Origin of the sequence: Pseudomonas gorinensis (assembly GCF_042015035.1) — a bacterium.
GTDB lineage: Bacteria > Pseudomonadota > Gammaproteobacteria > Pseudomonadales > Pseudomonadaceae > Aquipseudomonas > Aquipseudomonas gorinensis.
The window spans coordinates 6,374,609-6,392,837 of the sequence record NZ_CP167125.1; the positions used below are offsets into that span (position 1 = coordinate 6,374,609).

The 18,229-nt window shown below is 60.3% G+C and carries 12 protein-coding genes; 8 read left to right on the top strand and 4 right to left on the bottom strand.

The genetic code is table 11. The features are described from left to right. Positions 1–2: 2 nt before the first annotated feature. Together AB7933_RS29160 and AB7933_RS29165 are read right to left on the bottom strand one after the other, a co-directional pair. Positions 3–320, bottom strand: coding sequence for a hypothetical protein (locus tag AB7933_RS29160; protein ID WP_041161302.1), 318 nt, complete (start codon positions 318–320; stop codon positions 3–5). Between the two features lie 552 nt (positions 321–872). Continuing rightward, on the bottom strand, positions 873–3,311 hold the full coding sequence (locus tag AB7933_RS29165) for a Lon protease family protein (protein ID WP_024077489.1): 2,439 nt from the start codon (positions 3,309–3,311) through the stop codon (positions 873–875). 268 nt (positions 3,312–3,579) lie between these two features. Between AB7933_RS29165 and AB7933_RS29170 the strand changes: the two genes are divergently transcribed. From AB7933_RS29170 to AB7933_RS29190, 5 genes are all read left to right on the top strand, one after another. Then, the gene (locus tag AB7933_RS29170; protein WP_016973832.1) at positions 3,580–4,068 is read left to right on the top strand and encodes a DUF3015 domain-containing protein; all 489 of its coding nucleotides are present in this window, start codon (positions 3,580–3,582) and stop codon (positions 4,066–4,068) included. 92 nt (positions 4,069–4,160) lie between these two features. Then, on the top strand, positions 4,161–6,014 hold the full coding sequence (locus AB7933_RS29175) for a DUF4105 domain-containing protein (protein WP_024077490.1): 1,854 nt from the start codon (positions 4,161–4,163) through the stop codon (positions 6,012–6,014). Between the two features lie 91 nt (positions 6,015–6,105). Then, positions 6,106–6,417: a chorismate mutase gene (locus tag AB7933_RS29180; protein WP_024077491.1), complete on the top strand. Its 312-nt coding sequence runs from the start codon at positions 6,106–6,108 to the stop codon at positions 6,415–6,417. 361 nt (positions 6,418–6,778) lie between these two features. Then, positions 6,779–7,135: a hypothetical protein gene (locus AB7933_RS29185; protein WP_024077492.1), complete on the top strand. Its 357-nt coding sequence runs from the start codon at positions 6,779–6,781 to the stop codon at positions 7,133–7,135. A 70-nt stretch (positions 7,136–7,205) separates the two neighbouring features. Further along, on the top strand, positions 7,206–7,703 hold the full coding sequence (locus AB7933_RS29190; RefSeq protein ID WP_024077493.1) for a GreA/GreB family elongation factor: 498 nt from the start codon (positions 7,206–7,208) through the stop codon (positions 7,701–7,703). Here AB7933_RS29190 and gdhA read toward each other — a convergent pair. Further along, entirely contained in the window at positions 7,700–9,037 is a 1,338-nt protein-coding gene (gene gdhA / locus AB7933_RS29195; protein ID WP_024077494.1) for an NADP-specific glutamate dehydrogenase, read from the bottom strand. The genes AB7933_RS29190 and gdhA overlap by 4 nt on opposite strands. A 458-nt stretch (positions 9,038–9,495) precedes the next feature. After that, entirely contained in the window at positions 9,496–11,160 is a 1,665-nt protein-coding gene (ettA, locus tag AB7933_RS29200) for an energy-dependent translational throttle protein EttA (protein ID WP_024077495.1), read from the bottom strand. Between the two features lie 285 nt (positions 11,161–11,445). Here ettA and AB7933_RS29205 point away from each other — a divergent pair, with 285 nt between their 5' ends. The 3 genes from AB7933_RS29205 (at position 11,446) to AB7933_RS29215 (ending at position 18,009) form a co-directional block, all read left to right on the top strand. After that, complete coding sequence (locus AB7933_RS29205; RefSeq protein WP_024077496.1) at positions 11,446–15,297, top strand: sensor domain-containing protein; 3,852 nt, start codon at positions 11,446–11,448, stop codon at positions 15,295–15,297. 224 nt (positions 15,298–15,521) lie between these two features. Beyond that, positions 15,522–16,775, top strand: coding sequence for a serine hydroxymethyltransferase (glyA, locus tag AB7933_RS29210; protein WP_024077497.1), 1,254 nt, complete (start codon positions 15,522–15,524; stop codon positions 16,773–16,775). Between the two features lie 208 nt (positions 16,776–16,983). Next, a complete protein-coding gene (locus AB7933_RS29215) occupies positions 16,984–18,009 on the top strand; it encodes an IS110 family transposase (RefSeq protein ID WP_024074122.1) in 1,026 nt (341 codons plus the stop codon). The last annotated feature ends 220 nt before the right edge of the window (positions 18,010–18,229 follow it).

Genomic DNA, 18,229 nt, shown 5'->3' on the forward strand with positions numbered 1-18,229 from the left:
GCTTACAGGGCCAGACACTCCTGGCTGCCATTGAGCTGGCGTAAATGAGCCTGCATATGCAGACACCATATTTGCGGATCTGGCACCAGCTCATAGCCATGCAGGGTGAGGCTATCCACAATCGATTGCAGCATGTTTTCTGCCACGAAGGGCCCATGGAACGGGCCCTGGGACTTGATGGTGGAAGGCTGCTCGCCGGTCATTCCGGCGGCAAATAGCAAGGTCCACATCCCGTTATCCCCCGCGAGAGGGCGAATGGAACATTCAATACGGGTAACCAGGCCCAGGCACTGGCGGGTAAGGCAAAGGTTGCGCGGCATGGCGGCGACCCTCGGTAGATCGGTGTTCAGCCCCGATGACACGGCGAGACTGTCTCTATCCTGCGACTCCTGTGGAGATCCCTAAGCTCAGAATAGAAGAAAACCACGACAAACCAAGGTTGTAGGGACCAACGGCGTTGCGCTCTCAGGCGGGAGTCAATTTAGTGACGAACCTGCTTAACCCGTGGCGAGCGGGCCTGCTGTGGCAAACAGGCTTGTTGCGGCGGTTTTTTGTGGAGGCTTTTTGTGGCGAGCGGGCTTGCCCTAATGCCGTTCAGTTAAGGCTTTTTTGTAGGAGCGAGCTTGCTCGCGAAGAACTTACAGGCGCCGCGTTCATTCAGGAAACACGCGTTATCGTTGACGTTTTTCGCGAGCAAGCTCGCTCCTACAGAAGGCGATGTACGCTTAACTGAATGGCATTAGGGCTTGCCCCGCGTTGGGCTGCGCAGCAGCCCCAGTAAAACCGCCGCGGTGTGCCAGTCAGGTTGCGTCGTTTGGTTTTGGGGCTGCTGCGCAGCCCAACGGGGCAAGCCCGCTCGCCACAACAGCCCATTAAGTCGGCTTGGCTTCCGCCAGTGCATGCTGCGCCAGCTCTTTCTCAGCCTCCTTCAAGTCCTCCTCGCTGATCATCTCGGCAATCGCACGCAAACGCTCGACCACCCGCGCATTCACCGAGCCCTCGGGGAATTGCCCTTCAGCGTCCGGCTCGCCTGCCGGCTCGCCCACCAGCAGGCTCAAGGCCTCATCCGCCTGACGCACCGCGTAGATGTGGAATTGCCCGGCACGCACGGCCTGCAACACCTTCTCATCGAGCATCAGCGTGGCGACGTTGGCCTGTGGAATGATCGCCCCTTGCTCGCCGGTCAAACCGCGTGCCTCACACAGGCGGAAGAAACCTTCGATCTTCTCGTTGACACCGCCCACCGCCTGCACTTCACCAAACTGGTTGATCGAGCCGGTGATGGCAAAGCACTGTTTGAGCGGCGTCTTCGACAGCGCCGAGATCAAGGTGCACGCCTCGCCCAGGGACGCACTGTCGCCGTCCACGTAACCGTAGGACTGCTCCAGCGCGATACTCGCGGAAATCGCCAGCGGGAATTCCTGCGCATAACGGCTGCCCAGGTACCCGGTCAGGATCATCACGCCCTTGGAGTGAATCGGCTGGCCGAGGTTAACTTCACGCTCGATGTCGACAATGCCGCTGCCGCCTGGGTAGACCGTGGCGGAAATCCGCGCCGGCACGCCAAACGCCGAATCACCGACCTCCAGCACCGTCAACCCGTTGCACTTGCCGACGGCCGCGCCGGCGGTGTCGATCAGGATCACCCCGGCGAGCATGTCGTCGAGAATCCGCGCCGACACCCGCCCGGTGCGCGTGGCCTTGGCCTTCAGCGCGCGTTCGATATGGCCGGCATCAGTCATCTCGTCACCCGCCAGGTGACGAATGAAATCCGCCTCGCTCACCAACTGGAACAAGTCACCAATGCGCGCCGACAAGCGCCCCTGATGCTCCGCCAGCCGAGCACTGTAGGTAGCCAGCCGCGCCACCGCGTCCGACGTCAAAGGCGCCATGCCTTCTTCCGAAGTACGGGTTTTGAGCAACTGGGCGAACTGCTCAAGGCTTTCGTCGACCATCGGGATGTCTTCATCGAAATCCACCAGGACGCGGAACATCTCCTGGAAGTCCGGATCGGCGTCCTGCAACGCGTAGTACAGCTGGCGTGAACCGATGATAATCACCTTGACCTGCAACGGGATCATCTGCGGGTTAAGGGTCACGGTCGCCAGGCGGCCCAGCTCACCCAGGGGCGACTCCATCTTCAACTTGCGCGACTGCAGGGAACGCTTGAGGGCGTCCCACACAAACGGCTCGCTGAGCATTTTCTCGGCTTCCAGGATCAGGAACCCGCCGTTGGCCCGATGCAAGGCACCCGGGCGCAACTGGCGATAGGTGGTGTAGAGCGCGCCCTGGTCGGTGCTGTATTCGATACGGCCGAACAGGTTGTCGTAGGTCGGGTGCGGTTCGAACACCACCGGCGCGCCGCCATTGACCGGATGCCCCACCACCAGGCTCGGGCAGTACTGCTCTTCGAGCAGCTTGCGGGCCTGGGCGTCGGTCTTGGCGTCGTCCACCAATTGCTCGACCACGGTCTTCAACAAGTACACCTGCATGGCTTGCAGGTAGCCGCACACAGCGGCGTTCTCCGCGTACTTTTCCGACAACGGCGACAGCAACGGCTGGAGGGCCAGGGTGATGGTTTCTTCGTTGAACTGACGCAGTTGGTTGTTGGACTCGCGCTTCCATTGCGGCAGGCTGGCCAACTCTTCGTTGAGGCGTTCTTCCAGTTCGGAAATATCGGTGTGGAAACGCTCGCGATCGACTTCCGGCAGCTGCGAGAACTCGGCCTCGTCCAGCGCCTTGCCGTCGAGCATCGGGGTGAAGGCGATGTTGGAGCTGTCGCGGTACAGCGCCACGTCTTTTTCCAGGGCCAGGCGTTCAATCACGTCCAGGGCCTTGTCGTAGCGCTGGTTGAAGGCACGGTCGATCGCGCTTTTGCGCTGCTGGTACGTCGGGTGCTCAAAGACCGCCGGGAAGGTCGCCACCAGGTTGTCGATCAAGCCGTTGATATCGCTGATGAACGCCGCCGCGCCGCCCGCAGGCAGTTCCAGCGCACGCGGTTCGCGGGGCTCATCGAAGTTGTTCACGTAGACCCAGTCTGCCGGGGTCTGCAGGCGTTTGCCTTCGGCCTTCAGGTAGCGTTTGACGAACGAAAAGCGGCCGGTGCCCGGCTCGCCCATGACAAACACGTTGTAACCGGGGCGTGGCATGGCCACGCCAAATTGCAAGGCTTCAACCGCACGTTCCTGGCCAAGCACACCGCGAAAGGGCTCCAAGTCATTGGTGGTGGAGAAGCTGAACTGTTCAGCGGAGAAAGGGCGAGTCAGCGCTTCGGGCGCTAGACGCAGGCTGGCAGCAACAGGATCAGGCATCGGGCTTCCTTACATCAGGCGGGGCAGATGACGGCATTCTGGCTCCCGGTTGCGCGCTCTGGCAAGGCGCGCTTTTTGTGAAAGCCTGGACACGGCATGCGCCCTACAAAAAAAACGCGACAACTCTGATTGTTTTATAAAAAATCACGGAACCCCTGGAACCTGCCTAAACTCCAAACTGCGCGGGCCGGACTAATAACTGGCCCCTAAGGCGCTATGAAGTGCCTGAACCCTTGTCCATTGGTTTGCACACAAAGAGAAAAAAGCTATGAAACGGATCCTTCTCGGTACTCTCTTCACCGTCGTCTCCCTCAATGCAATGGCTGAAGCACCAGGCGGCCCGAACTGCGGTTGGGGCAACATGCTGTTTGAAGGCCAGCGCGGTACTCCAGCGCACTTCCTGGCGTCCACCACCAACGGTACGTCGGGTAACGCCACCTTCGGCATGACCTCGGGCACCAACGGTTGCAGCACCAACAGCGCCCTGACCTACGGCGGCAAGTCCTGGATTGCCATGAATGGCATGATGAACGAGCTGTCCGAAGACATGGCCAAGGGCAATGGTGAAGCACTGACCACCTACGCCGTGGTACTGGGCGTTGCCCCAGAAGATCGCGAACACTTCGCGGCCGTGACCCACGAGCACTTCCAGCAAATCTTCAGCAAGGCTGACGTCACCGCTGACGACGTGCACAACAACACCCTGGCTGTACTGAAAAGTGATGCCCGTCTGGCGAAATACGCTACCCAGGCTTAAGCTCGACCTGCCCGCGCCCTCCAAGGCGCGGGTTTTAATTTTGGACCCGCCCCCCCCCTTGGGTCTTACTTTTCCCGACTTAAGTTGCCCCTATGCTCAAACGCTTTGCCTGGATGGCACTCTTCACCTGCGCCCCGCTGTACGCGGCCCCGCACATTGATGACCAACGTTTGCAGCAACTGGCCAATGATCCGTTCTGGTTGTCCCTGGGCCATTACGAAGCCGGCAAGATCAGCGGCTGGCGCAGCTATGTCAGCGACAAGAAATTCTTCCTCGCATCCGACGGCGCCCACCACCCAGACGCCGAACTCAAGGCCACCGTTGAAGCGCTGTACGCTCCTGCCAGCCTGGGTGAAAAACACGCCCAATGCGTTTACCCCGCTCGTACCCGCTGGCTCAAGGATCAGTTGCAACTGACCGACCTGCCCGCGCTGGACTGCACCGAATTCAAGCAATGGTTCAAGGATGTCGCCCCCCACAGCGCGGTGATGATCTTCCCGGCGGCCTACCTCAACAGCCCGTCCTCCATGTTCGGCCACACCTTGCTGCGCATCGACCAGGCGGATGTACAAAGCAACAACACCGCCCTGCTCAGCTACGCGATCAACTTCGGCGCCTATATCGAAGGCTCGGACAACAGCATCCTCTATGCCTGGAAGGGCCTGATGGGCGGCTACCCAGGCCTGTTCGCACTGGTGCCCTACCAGGAAAAACTCTCCGAATACCGCAGCCTGGAAAACCGTGACCTGTGGGAGTACCGCCTGAACCTCACTGAAGTCGAGACCAAGCGCATGGTCGAACACGTGTGGGAACTCAAGCAGATCCAGTTCGACTACTTCTTCTTCGACGAAAACTGCTCTTATCGCCTGCTCGAACTGCTGCAAGTGGCCCGACCCGGCCTGCGCCTGACTGAACAGTTCCCGCTCACCGCGATCCCGACCGACACGGTCAAGGCGGTGAAAGAGGCCGGGTTGGTCGAGAAAATCGACTACCGGCCGTCCCGTGAGCGCGAGCTGCTGGAACGCGCCAAGCCGCTGGACAGCGATGAACAGCAATGGGTACTGAAAGTCAGCGATGACCAGAAGCAATTGCAGGAGCCTGCGTTCAAAGCCCTGCCCCGCGAACGCCAGGCCCTGATCATCGACGCCGCCTACCGCCTTGGCCGCTACCGCGCCAACGGCCTGGAGCGCGACACCGAACGCTCCCAGCGCAGCTTCGAATTGCTGCGCGCGATCAACCAGAACCCCGCGCCCGACCTGAAGGTCGAGCGCCCCGGCCTGCCCGAGAACGGCCACGAGTCGCGCACCTGGCAGGCCGGCATCGGTACCCGGGGTGACAAGACCTTCGGCGAATACGGCCTGCGCATGGCCTACCACGACCTCAACGACAACGCAGAAGGTTTCCCTCTCGGCGCGCAGATTGAAATCCTGCAAATGAAACTGCGCCAGTACGAAGGCAACCACTGGCAACTGCAGCAACTGGACCTGGCCACCATCCGCTCGCTGACGCCTCGCAACGCGTTGCTGCAACCGTGGTCATGGCAAGTCACCGGCGGCCTGGAGCGCGTACCGGGCAAACACGACGACGAAACCCTCGTGGCCCACGTCAACGGTGGCGCCGGTGGCACCTGGCAACTGAGCGATGACATGCTCGGCTTTGCCCTTGGCACCGTGCGCGTGGAAAACAACAACGACTTCAGCGAAGCCATCTCCCCCGCTGCCGGCTTCAATACTGGCGTGCTGTGGAAAAACCCGCTGGGCAACCTGAGCCTGGAAGCCAAGGGTGATTTCTTCACCAATGGCGAAGTGCGCCGCAGCCTCAGCTTGAACCAACAGTGGGAACTGTCACGCAACCTCGGCCTGCGCCTGAGTGCCCAGCGTGAGTACAGCCACTTATCGACGCCGGTGAATGAAGTGATGCTTGAGGTGAAGTGGTATCACTACTGATTAAAGCCTGGCGATGCTCAAAAATGTGGCAGGGGATTGGCCCCCAGATTTTTTTGTTAGCATTGCCCGCACAATCAGGAGTTCACTCAACATGGCCGTTACCTGCACCACCCTTGAACAAGTCCGCGACAACATCGACCGCCTCGACCAGCAAATCGTCACCCTGCTGGCCGAGCGCGGCCGCTACGTCTCCCAGGCCGCACGCTTCAAAAAAGACACCGATGGCGTCAAGGCCCCGCAGCGGGTGGAACAGGTGATCGCCAAGGTGCGGGACCTGGCGCAGACCGTGGACGCCAATCCCGAGGTGACCGAACAGGTCTATCGCGCGATGATCGCGGCGTTTATACAGCAGGAATTGGCGGAACATGCGGTCCTGACAAAAGCGGCAGAGCCGCACAGCTAATCCAGTCAGTTAAGGCGGAACACTGAAACTGTGGCGAGCGGGCTTGCCCCGCGTTGGGCTGCGAAGCAGCCCCAATAAGGCCACCGCGCTTATCCAGGCATATTAAATCGCCAGGTTTTGGGGCTGCTGCGCAGCCCAACGCGGGGCAAGCCCGCTCGCCACAGGTTACTTAGTGTTTGCTCGTTCTATCTCTTAACTGACAGGCATTAGGGCTTGCCACACGGGCAGCGCTTCTCGTTGCCATCGCTTGGGTGACGTCATCCCCTACCGCCAACACATTTCTCACCGCCCTTTCACACCGCCCCGACAAATCCCTATCTAGACTTCCCGTATCAGCCGTGAAACGGCCAGGGAGCAAGCGATGTGGCGGTATGCAGTGATGCTGTGTGCAGTGGTGGTGATGTCGGGTTGCCAATCAACCCATCAAGAGTTGCTGGCCAAGGGGTATCCACCGGCATTTGCCGATGGTTTTGATGACGGTTGCAGCAGCGGTCGCCAGGCTGCCGGGGTGATCACCGGGGAATTTCGCAAGAACGTGCCGCGCTATTTGAAAGACCGTCTGTATGCAGAAGGCTGGGAAGATGGTTTCCGCCAGTGCAAGGCCATGCGCGAAAACGAAGAGTTACGTGACTACAAGGACAATCACTGGGATGACCGCGAGCGCGCCTGGCAGCAGGAGAAAGACCGCGACGCGGGCAGGGCTTATCGCTCGCAATAGGTCGCTTTCAGATATCCATCGAAACTAAAGCGCGGCGACCATGGCCCAAGCTCCATAGAGGGAGAACGTCATGAGCCGAGCTTTTGTAAACGAAGACAACGCAGCCGCCCAGGCCGATCTGCCGGTAGAACGCCAGGTCAGCGCGCAACCCAACCGCCTCACCGCGCAAGGGTTGGCGCAGTTGCAGACCAAGGTCGCGCAGTTGCAGCAGGCATACAGCATCGAATCCGCCAAGGGCGAACAGGCCGACAAGCAGCGCCAGGCTGACCTTGAGAGGGATTTGCGTTATTTCAACCAGCGGGTGCAGAGCGCCCAAGTGGTTGCGCCGGCCACCTCCACCGACAAGGTGCAGATCGGCAGCTGGGTCACCTTCGCCAATGAACAGGACCAACAACAACGCATCCAGCTGGTGGGCGAAGACCAGGCCGATGCCCACGCTGGCTTGATCAACTGGGGTTCGCCCCTGGGCCGCGCCTTGCTCGGCGCCCAGGTGGGCGACGAGGTACTGTGGCAGCGCCCCGTCGGCGACCAGTTGATCGAAGTAGTGCTTATCGAGCCCGAAGCCTAGACGATGCCCTGCGCCAGCATCGCGTCGGCAACTTTCACGAAGCCCGCGATGTTTGCACCCTTCACGTAGTTGACTCGGCCGTTCTCCTCACCGTAATGCACGCAGGCGTGGTGGATCGACTGCATGATGTTGTGCAGCTTGCTGTCCACTTCGCCAGCGGTCCATAGCAGGCGCATGGCATTCTGCGACATTTCCAGGCCACTCACCGCCACGCCACCGGCATTGGACGCCTTGCCAGGGGCGAACAGGATGCCCGCCTCGATAAAGATATCCACAGCCTCCAACGTCGCCGGCATATTGGCGCCTTCGGCCACGCAGATGCAGCCGTTGCGCAGCAGGGTGCGGGCCGCTTCGGCGTCGAGTTCGTTCTGGGTGGCACAAGGCAACGCGATATCGCAGGCCAGTTCCCAAGGGGTTTTGCCTTTGCGGAATTCCAGGCCAAAGCGTTCGGCCAGTTCACTGATACGACCGCGCTGGACGTTTTTCACTTCCAGCAGCGCCAACCATTGTTCCTCGGTCAAACCGCTTTCGGCGTACAGGGTGCCTTCGGAGTCAGACAGGGAAATCACCTTGCCGCCCAGGTCCATGACCTTGCGCGCCGCGTATTGCGCCACGTTGCCAGAGCCAGACACCGCCACACGCTTGCCTTCAACCCGCAGGCCGTCGCGCTTGAGCATTTCTTCAGCAAAGTACACACAACCAAAACCGGTGGCTTCAGGGCGAATAAGACTGCCACCGTAGGTCATGCCCTTGCCGGTCAGCACCGAGGTGAACTGGTTGCTCAGGCGTTTGTACTGGCCGAACAGGAAACCAATCTCGCGAGCGCCCACACCGATGTCGCCAGCCGGAACGTCCACATCCGCGCCGATATGGCGGTACAGCTCGCTCATGAACGCCTGGCAGAAACGCATGACCTCAGCGTCGCTCTTGCCCTTGGGGTCGAAGTCCGAGCCACCTTTACCGCCGCCCATGGGCAACGAGGTCAGGGAATTCTTGAAGGTCTGCTCAAAGGCGAGGAACTTCAGCACGCCCAGGTTTACCGATGGGTGGAAGCGCAGGCCGCCCTTGTAGGGGCCGATGGCGCTGTTCATCTGGATGCGGAATCCGCGGTTGACCTGGACCTTGCCGTGATCATCCACCCACGAAACCCGAAAGGTAATCGCACGCTCCGGCTCGCAGATGCGCTCCAGGATGCCCGAAGCCAGGTAGTGAGGATTGGCTTCGAGAAACGGCCACAGGCTGCGCAGGACTTCTTCTACCGCCTGGTGGAATTCCGGCTGGTCGGGGTCGCGTTTTTTGAGGCGGGCAAGGAAGGATTCGACGGATTCGATCATGAAAAGTCTCGGCAAATTGATTGTTTTTGAATGAGATTGAGCCGGACTTTATCAATTCATGTCGCACCGCGACAGGGCAAAATGTCGCCTTTGTGAATTTAAATGGTGCATTAGATATAAATAAACCGCGAAAACGGGGATTTTTCGCACTTAAAAAGGGATTTAAAAGTCCGGTTATGCACCAACAGGAAAACAGCTATCGGGTGGAGGCGTGCCCTAACGCCGGTAGGAGCGAGCTTGCTCGCGAAAAACGTCAACGATAACGCGTACTTCCTGAATCAACGCGGCGCCTGTGCGTTTTTCGCGAGCAAGAACTAGGCGTCCCCCTCGCTCCTACAAAAAAGCCTTAACGGACTGGCACCAGGGCAAGCCCCTGCCACATTTGATCGGTGTGGGTCAGGAAAAATGCGCAAAAAAAAGCGGAGCCCGAGGGCTCCGCTTTTTTCAGACCAGCCGGATCAGGCCAGTTTTTTGTGCCGTACACGGTGCGGCTGGGCAGCAGCTTCACCCAAACGCTTTTTACGGTCCGCTTCGTACTCGGTGTAGTTGCCTTCGAAGAACACTGCTTGCGAGTCGTCTTCGTACGCCAGGATGTGGGTCGCGACGCGGTCAAGGAACCACCGATCGTGAGAGATCACAATGGCGGCGCCTGGGAAGTCCAGCAGGGCTTCTTCCAGGGAACGCAGGGTTTCAACGTCGAGGTCGTTGGACGGTTCGTCGAGCAGCAGCACGTTGCCGCCCTCTTTCAAGGTCAGGGCCAGGTGCAAGCGACCGCGCTCACCACCGGACAGGTCCTTGACGAACTTCTGCTGGTCGCCGCCCTTGAAGTTGAAACGGCCAACATAGGTACGCGACGGAATTTCATAGTTGCCGATGCGGATCTGGTCGGAACCATCGGAGATTTGCTGGAACACCGTCTTGCTGCCATCCAGGTCTTCACGGCTCTGGTCGACACACGCCAGTTGCACCGTTTCGCCGACTTCGATGGTGCCCGAATCCGGAGTCTCCTTGCCCATCAGCATGCGGAACAGCGTGGATTTACCCGCACCGTTACCACCAATAACGCCGACGATCGCGCCTTTTGGCATAGAGAACGACAGATTGTCGATCAGCACGCGGTCGCCATAGCCTTTGGAAACGTTCTTGAATTCGATGACCTTGTCACCCAGGCGCGGGCCGGCCGGGATGTAGATCTCGTTGGTTTCGCTGCGCTTCTGGAATTCCTGCGACTGCATTTCTTCGAAGCGTTGCAGACGGGCCTTGGATTTGGACTGGCGGGCCTTGGCGCCTTTGCGCACCCACTCCAGTTCTTCCTTCATGGCTTTTTCGTGGGCCGATTGCTGCTTGGATTCGGCGGCCAGACGGTCGGACTTGGCTTCCAGCCAACCGGAATAGTTGCCCTCGTAAGGGATACCGGCGCCACGGTCGAGCTCGAGGATCCAGCCGGCCACGTTGTCCAGGAAGTACCGGTCGTGCGTGATCGCAACCACGGTGCCGGGGAAGTCATGGAGGAAGTGTTCCAGCCAGGCAACAGAATCGGCGTCCAAGTGGTTGGTCGGTTCGTCGAGCAGCAGCATGTCGGGGGCCGACAGCAGCAGTCGGCATAGGGCCACGCGACGTTTTTCACCGCCGGACAGGTGCTCGACCTTGGCGTCCCACGCCGGCAGGCGCAGCGCATCGGCGGCGACTTCCAGCTGGCGCTCCAAATTGTGACCGTCGCCCGCCTGCAGGATGGCTTCGAGCTTGGCCTGTTCGGCAGCCAGCTTGTCGAAGTCGGCATCCGGTTCGGCGTAGGCGGCGTAGACCTCGTCCAGGCGAGCCTGGGCGTCCTTGATCACGCTGACGGCTTCTTCAACCACTTCACGCACGGTCTTGGTCGGGTCCAGGATCGGCTCTTGCGGCAGGTAGCCGATGTTCAGGTCGGGCATCGGGCGGGCTTCGCCCTCGAACTCGGTGTCGACGCCAGCCATGATTTTCAGCAGGGTGGACTTACCCGAACCGTTGAGGCCGAGCACGCCGATCTTGGCGCCGGGGAAAAAGGACAGCGAAATATTTTTCAGGATTTCCCGCTTCGGAGGGACAACTTTGCCCAGCCGATGCATGGTGAAGACGTATTGAGCCATGGTGAACCTAGCGTCAGTGACTGATGAATTGAGCGGGCGAAGCCCGTGCCAGGCCATGCGCCGCGCGGGCCGTTGACTATCATCAATGCCAGCGAGCGGAAAAAGCCTGAATATCTGGGGCTGGAACGCCCCCGCGTAACCGGCAAAGCTACCTGAATGCGTCTGGCCAGTCCAGCCAGGCGGGGCTGGCACTTTGCCACAACTCAAGGCATGCTAGCCGCCCTCCGGGCGTCCGGCTTATAGTGCACGTCGCGCGCCAGTCCAGCCAAACCGCAGGATCACAGCTTGTCCAAAGTCACGCCGCCCACTCCTCTGCGCGCCGCTCATATAGCGCCGGGAGCGCCCCTGCACGGCACCCTCAAAGGCGCTTTGGCGACGCTCGTCCTCATGCTGCTTGCGCTATTGTTCTGGCAACTGCTCGACCAACTGCAGCAAAACCAGAAAAACCAGCAGCAATACACCATCGACTACAGTGCCGACCTGGCTGAACAGATCAGCCTGAACATGGCCCTGAGCGCAAAGATCGCCTTGAACCTGCTGCCGATGGTCGAGCCGCCGCGTGACAGCGAACAGCAACAGGTGCTGATGCGCACCTTGCAGCGCTCGTTGCCGGAATTGCGCAGCATCGCCCTCCTCGCCCCCAGCGGTGCACTGATCAGCGACAGTGCCACGGATAGCCAGGACAGCGCCTGGCTGGAGGAACTGGTGCAACGCAGCCACGCCCAGTCCTACTATTTGAGCAACAACAACGACGGCACCCTCATCTATCTGTTGCTGCATCAGCCCAGCGGCGGCTCGAGGATGTACTGGGTCCTGCGCCTGGACCCCAGCTACCTGGTCAACCTGACCCGCCAGGACGGCCAAGGCCAGCGCCCCATGTGGGTCATCGAGAACCGCCTGAACCACCGCGTGGTCGGTCGCGACAGCGGCATGCCGACACAATGGGCCAGCACCCTGACGCCGGATGAGTTGAATAAAAGCGTGCTGGTCACGCCCCTGAGCAAAAGCGACTGGCAATTACGTGGCCTGTTCGACCGCAACGCGGTGCTGGAACAACTGCTGCCCGCGTTTATCGGCAAGTGCCTGCTGGGCCTGGCCTTCTCGCTGGTGCCGGTGATCGTGCTGCTGAACATGCGTCGTCGTCAGCGCCAGGTGCATGAGGGCCGGCGGCGCTACCAGGATATTTTCGAAGGCACCGGCGTGGCCCTGTGCGTGCTCGACTTGTCGGGCCTCTACACGTTTTTTGACAAGGCCAGCGTGCACACCCGCGAGCAGTTGCACGCCTGGCTGCGCGACCATCCCGAGGAGCGCCGGCAACTGCTCAAGGAGCTGCGTATCACCGAGGTCAACCAGGTCGCCGTGCGTCTGCTGAACGTGACCTCGTGCGAGCAAGCCTGGGAACGCCTGATTGACGACTGCCCGCGTAACGCCACGGCCATCGGTTACCAGGTGCTCGAAGCGGTCCTGACCCAGCAAAACCAGCTGGAGCTGGAGATCCAGCTCAGTGATGTCGCAGGCAATGAGCAATACCTGTGGCTGGTGATGCGCTTGCCGGAGCAGCAGGACGACTTCAAGGCGGTGATCCTCAGCATCAGTGATATCACCAGCCGAAAGCTGATCGAATTGTCGTTGGTGGAGCGTGAAAGCTTCTGGTCGGACGTGGTGCGCACCGTGCCGGATCACCTGTATGTGCAGGACGTGATCAGCCAGCGCATGATTTTCAGCAACCACCACTTGGGCCACACCCTCGGCTACAACAAAGCCGAATTGCAGCAAATGGGTGAGTACTTCTGGGAAATCCTGCTGAACCCCGAAGATGCCGAGCATTACCATGACTTGCGCCAACAGCAGCGCCAGGCCGGCTATTCAACGCAGTTGCAATGCCAGCTGCGCTTCCGTCACCGCAATAACCAATGGCGGCGTTTCGATATACGTGAACAAGCCTTGGCGCGTGACAAATCCGCACAAGTCACGCGCATCATCGGCGTGGCCAAGGACATCACCGACCAGATCGAAGCCAGCGAATCCCTGCGTGACAGCGAACAGCGCTACCGCATGCTGGCTGAAAGCATCAGCGACGTGATCTGCTCCACCGACAGCCAATTGGCGCTCAACTACATCAGCCCCTCGGTCAATGCCGTTCTGGGCTATGACGTGGACTGGGTGTTCAAGAACGGCTGGCAGTCGATCATCGCCAACCCGCAGCAACTGGCCGGCATCTATAGCCTGGTCGAACAGGTCAGCCGTGCCTTGGGCGACGCCGAGGCGCTGACCCGCTTGCGTGACGACGTGCAGACCCAACTGTTCCTGTTCGACTGCCTGCGCGCCGATGGGCGCAAAGTGCCCATCGAACTGCGCCTGGTGCTGGTGTGGGACGACCACGGTGCGTTCGAGGGCATCCTCGGCGTGGGCCGTGATATCAGCCAGCAACGCCGCGCCGAGAAAGACCTGCGCATGGCGGCCACGGTCTTCGAGCACTCCACGTCGGCGATCCTGATCACCGATCCGGCAGGCTACATCGTGCAAGCCAACGAGGCATTCAGCCGAGTCAGCGGTTATGAGGTGGCGGATGTGCTCGATCAACTGCCGAACATGCTCACCGTCGACGAACAACAGGAAGCGCACCTGCGCTACGTGCTCAAGCAACTGCACCAGCACAGCACCTGGGAAGGCGAGGTGTGGCTCAAGCGCCGCAACGGCGAGCATTACCCGGCCTGGGTGGGCATTACCGCCGTGTTCGACGATGAAGGCGACCTGGCCAGCTATGTGTGCTTCTTCAGCGATATCAGCGAGCGCAAGGCCAGCGAACAACGCATCCACCGCCTGGCGTACTACGACGCCCTGACCCACCTGCCCAACCGCACCCTGTTCCAGGACCGCCTGCACACCGCGCTGCAGTCGGCGGAACGGCAAAAGTCGTGGGTGGTGCTGATGTTCCTCGACCTCGACCGTTTCAAGCCGATCAACGACTCCCTGGGCCATGCCGCTGGCGACCGCATGCTCAAGGAAATGGCCACCCGCCTGCTTGGCTGCGTCGCCGAAGACGACACCGTGGCGCGCATGGGCGGCGACGAGTTCACCTTGCTCCTGCAACCGCGGGTCAGCCGTGAAATGGCGCTGAACCGCGCCATCCATGTCGCCGAACAGATCCTCGCCAGCCTGGTGAAGCCATTTGTGCTGGAGGGTCGCGAGTTCTTTGTGACCGCCAGCATCGGCATCGCCCTCAGCCCCCAGGACGGCAACGAGCTGAGCCAGCTGATGAAAAACGCCGACACCGCGATGTATCACGCCAAGGAACGTGGCAAGAACAACTTCCAGTTCTACCAGGCCGACATGAACGCCAGCGCCCTGGAACGCCTGGAGCTGGAAAGCGACCTGCGCCACGCCCTGGACCAAAACGAATTCGTGCTCTATTACCAGCCGCAGTTCAGCGGCGACGGCAAACGCCTGACCGGGGCCGAAGCCCTGCTGCGTTGGCGCCACCCGCGCCGTGGCCTGGTGCCGCCAGGGGACTTCATTCCGGTGCTCGAAGAGTTGGGCCTGGTAGTGGACGTGGGGGACTGGGTGATCAGCGAAGCCTGTCGCCAGCTCAAGACCTGGCACCAGAACAAGGTGCGCGTGCCGAAAGTCTCGGTGAACATCTCCGCGCGGCAGTTCTCCGACGGCCAACTGGGCACGCGCATCGCCACCATCCTCAAGGACACCGGCCTGCCGCCGGCATGCCTGGAGCTGGAGCTGACCGAGAGTATCCTGATGCGCGAAGTCAACGAAGCCATGCACATCCTCGACAGCCTGAAAAACCTGGGGCTGAGCATTGCGGTGGACGACTTCGGCACCGGTTATTCGTCACTCAACTACCTCAAGCAATTCCCCATCGATGTGCTGAAAATCGACCGCACCTTCGTCGACGGCCTGCCGTCCGGCGAGCAGGATGCGCAAATCGCCCGGGCAATCATCGCCATGGCCCACAGCCTCAACCTGGCGGTAATCGCCGAGGGCGTGGAAACCCATGAGCAGCTGGACTTCCTGCGTGAGCACGGTTGCGACGAGGTGCAGGGTTACCTGTTCGGGCGGCCGATGCCGGCGAATCGGTTCGAGGCACAGTTCAGCAACGACGCGCTGTTCATGTTCGACTGAAATTTTGTGGTGAAGCCACTGGCCTCATCGGGGTGTAGCCCCCTCCCACAGGGGAATGCGCTCCAGATGTGGGACGGGGCTTGCCCTCGATGAGGCCGGCAATGACACCGCTCATCCCTAAGTGAATCCCACTTGTCCGCGACATGATGTCCTTTCATATGCCATCTAAAACCCATTGGGTTAGAATGCCCTCCTTTTCTGCCCCCCGATCCTTGAGGACCGCCATGTTCAGCCGTGATTTGACTATTGCCAAGTACGACGCCGATCTCTTCGCCGCCATGGAGCAAGAAGCCGTGCGCCAGGAAGAGCACATTGAGCTGATCGCTTCGGAAAACTACACCAGCCCTGCGGTGATGGAGGCTCAAGGTTCGGTTCTGACCAACAAGTACGCCGAAGGCTACCCAGGCAAGCGCTACTACGGTGGCTGCGAGTACGTCGACGTGGTTGAGCAACTGGCCATCGACCGTGCCAAAGAACTGTTCGGCGCCGATTACGCCAACGTCCAGCCACACGCCGGCTCCCAAGCCAACAGCGCCGTGTACCTGGCCCTGCTGCAAGGCGGCGACACTATCCTGGGCATGAGCCTGGCCCACGGCGGTCACCTGACCCACGGCGCCAGCGTTTCCTCCTCCGGCAAGCTGTACAACGCCGTTCAATACGGTATCGATGCCAACGGCCTGATCGACTACGACGAAGTCGAGCGCCTGGCGATCGAGCACAAGCCAAAAATGATCGTCGCCGGTTTCTCTGCTTACTCGCAGATCCTCGACTTCCCACGCTTCCGCGCCATCGCTGACAAAGTCGGCGCGTACCTGTTCGTCGACATGGCCCACGTGGCCGGTCTGGTCGCCGCGGGCGTCTACCCGAACCCGGTACCCTTTGCTGACGTGGTCACCACCACCACCCACAAGACCCTGCGCGGTCCACGTGGCGGCCTGATCCTGGCACGCGCCAACGCCGAGATCGAGAAGAAGCTGAACTCCGCCGTATTCCCAGGCGCCCAGGGTGGCCCGCTGGAGCACGTGATCGCCGCCAAGGCCATCTGCTTCAAGGAAGCGCTGCAGCCTGAGTTCAAGGTCTACCAGCAACAAGTGGTGAAAAACGCCAAGGCCATGGCCGACGTGTTTATCGCACGCGGTTTTGACGTGGTATCCGGCGGTACGGAAAACCACCTGTTCCTGCTGTCGCTGATCAAGCAGGACATTTCCGGTAAAGATGCTGACGCTGCCCTGGGCAAAGCCTTCATCACCGTGAACAAGAACTCCGTGCCGAACGATCCACGTTCGCCGTTCGTCACCTCCGGCCTGCGCTTCGGCACCCCGGCTGTGACCACTCGTGGCTTCAAGGAAGCAGAGTGCAAGGAACTGGCGGGCTGGATCTGCGACATCCTGGCAGACCTGAACAACGAAGCCGTGATCGACGCGGTTCGTGAGAAGGTCAAGGCCATCTGCAAGAAGCTGCCGGTGTACGGCGCTTGATTGCAGTTGCTTGACTGAGAAGCCCGCTGTAGGAGCGAGCTTGCTCGCGAAAAACGTCAACGATAACGCGTGCATCCTGGATACACGCGGTGCCTATAAGTTCTTCGCGAGCAAGCTCGCTCCTACAAGCGGGCTAATGAGATGGTCACCCCCACACCCTGCGAGGGCTACGCTTTCGCAGGGTGTTTTGTTTTTGGAGGCCATCATCATGAGCGAGTCAGCACTGATCGGGATCGATCTCGGCAAACATAATTTCCACCTTCTGGGCCAAGACAAATCGGGCCGCGAGGTGTTTCGCAAAAAGCTCTCGCGAGCGCAGATGATGCGGTTCTTCGGCAACTTGCCGAGCTGCGTCGTGGTAACGGAAGCCTGTGCCGGCTCTCACTTCATCGCCCGTCAGCTTGCGGCGATGGGGCATACGACCAAGTTGATTTCACCGCAGTTTGTCCGCCCTTTCGTCAAGGGCAACAAAAATGACTTTATCGACGCAGAGGCCATTTGCGAGGCGGCTTCCCGTCCGTCCATGCGCTTCGTTACGCCTAAAACCGAGTCTCAGCAAACCCTGTCTGTCCTGCATCGCATGCGCGAGTCGTTGGTGCATGACCGCACCAAGACAGCCAATCAGATGCACGGTTTCCTGCTGGAATTTGGCATCAGCCTGCCCAAAGGCTCAGCCATCATGAAGCGTTTGGCAGCTGTTTTGGCCGAGCATGAGCTGCCTGTGCGGCTGACAGTGCTGTTGCAACGCCTGCACGATCACTTCGTTTACCTGGATGAACAGATCAAGGAACTGGACAAACAACTGGCTTGCCAGCTGGCCGACGATGATCTGGGGAGCCGTTTGCTTAGCATGCCGTGTGTCGGTCCGATCACCGCCAGCCTTCTGGCTGTAGAAATGGGCGATGGCAAGCAATACCGATGCAGTCGCGATTTTGCGGCTTCAGTGGGCTTGGTGCCGCGACAGTACAGCACGGGCGGCAAAGCCAATTTGTTGGGGATCAGCAAGCGGGGTGACAAGCACCTGCGGCAACTGCTGGTGCAATGCTCCAGGGTTTACATGCAGAGGCTGGATCATCAGAAGGGGGCTTTGGCCGACTGGGTGCGAGCGCTGCTGCGCCGACGACACTCGAATGTGGTGGCCTGTGCCCTGGCCAACAAACTGGCGCGTATCGCTTGGGCGATAGCGGCTCACCATGCGCAATATGAAGCAGGGCCAGACGCCTTGAACGCCTGACCCTGCGGTTGTTGCAGTACCACAATTCACCCTTCAGGTTTTGCGATAGCTGAACAACGGATGACGTGAACGGCCTACCGGCCTGGCGAAGATCCTGACATAAAAATCGGCTTCAGAAGCCGACGGGCTTTTAAGGATCGTCAGGCGCGACTCTCATCGTGGCGCTGGGGCAAGCCCCAAACAGACGCCGGATAGATTTAAGCAAGCCAACCACATCGCC

What these genes read in the sequence shown, in the direction of transcription:
- AB7933_RS29180 (WP_024077491.1), top strand. Translation starts at nt 6,106, where the DNA reads ATGGCCGTTACCTGCACCACCCTTGAACAAGTCCGCGACAACATCGAC.
- AB7933_RS29215 (WP_024074122.1), top strand. Translation starts at nt 16,984, where the DNA reads ATGAGCGAGTCAGCACTGATCGGGATCGATCTCGGCAAACATAATTTC.
- AB7933_RS29160 (WP_041161302.1), bottom strand. Translation starts at nt 320, where the DNA reads ATGCCGCGCAACCTTTGCCTTACCCGCCAGTGCCTGGGCCTGGTTACC.
- AB7933_RS29165 (WP_024077489.1), bottom strand. Translation starts at nt 3,311, where the DNA reads ATGCCTGATCCTGTTGCTGCCAGCCTGCGTCTAGCGCCCGAAGCGCTG.
- AB7933_RS29170 (WP_016973832.1), top strand. Translation starts at nt 3,580, where the DNA reads ATGAAACGGATCCTTCTCGGTACTCTCTTCACCGTCGTCTCCCTCAAT.
- ettA (WP_024077495.1), bottom strand. Translation starts at nt 11,160, where the DNA reads ATGGCTCAATACGTCTTCACCATGCATCGGCTGGGCAAAGTTGTCCCT.
- AB7933_RS29185 (WP_024077492.1), top strand. Translation starts at nt 6,779, where the DNA reads ATGTGGCGGTATGCAGTGATGCTGTGTGCAGTGGTGGTGATGTCGGGT.
- AB7933_RS29190 (WP_024077493.1), top strand. Translation starts at nt 7,206, where the DNA reads ATGAGCCGAGCTTTTGTAAACGAAGACAACGCAGCCGCCCAGGCCGAT.
- gdhA (WP_024077494.1), bottom strand. Translation starts at nt 9,037, where the DNA reads ATGATCGAATCCGTCGAATCCTTCCTTGCCCGCCTCAAAAAACGCGAC.
- AB7933_RS29175 (WP_024077490.1), top strand. Translation starts at nt 4,161, where the DNA reads ATGCTCAAACGCTTTGCCTGGATGGCACTCTTCACCTGCGCCCCGCTG.
- glyA (WP_024077497.1), top strand. Translation starts at nt 15,522, where the DNA reads ATGTTCAGCCGTGATTTGACTATTGCCAAGTACGACGCCGATCTCTTC.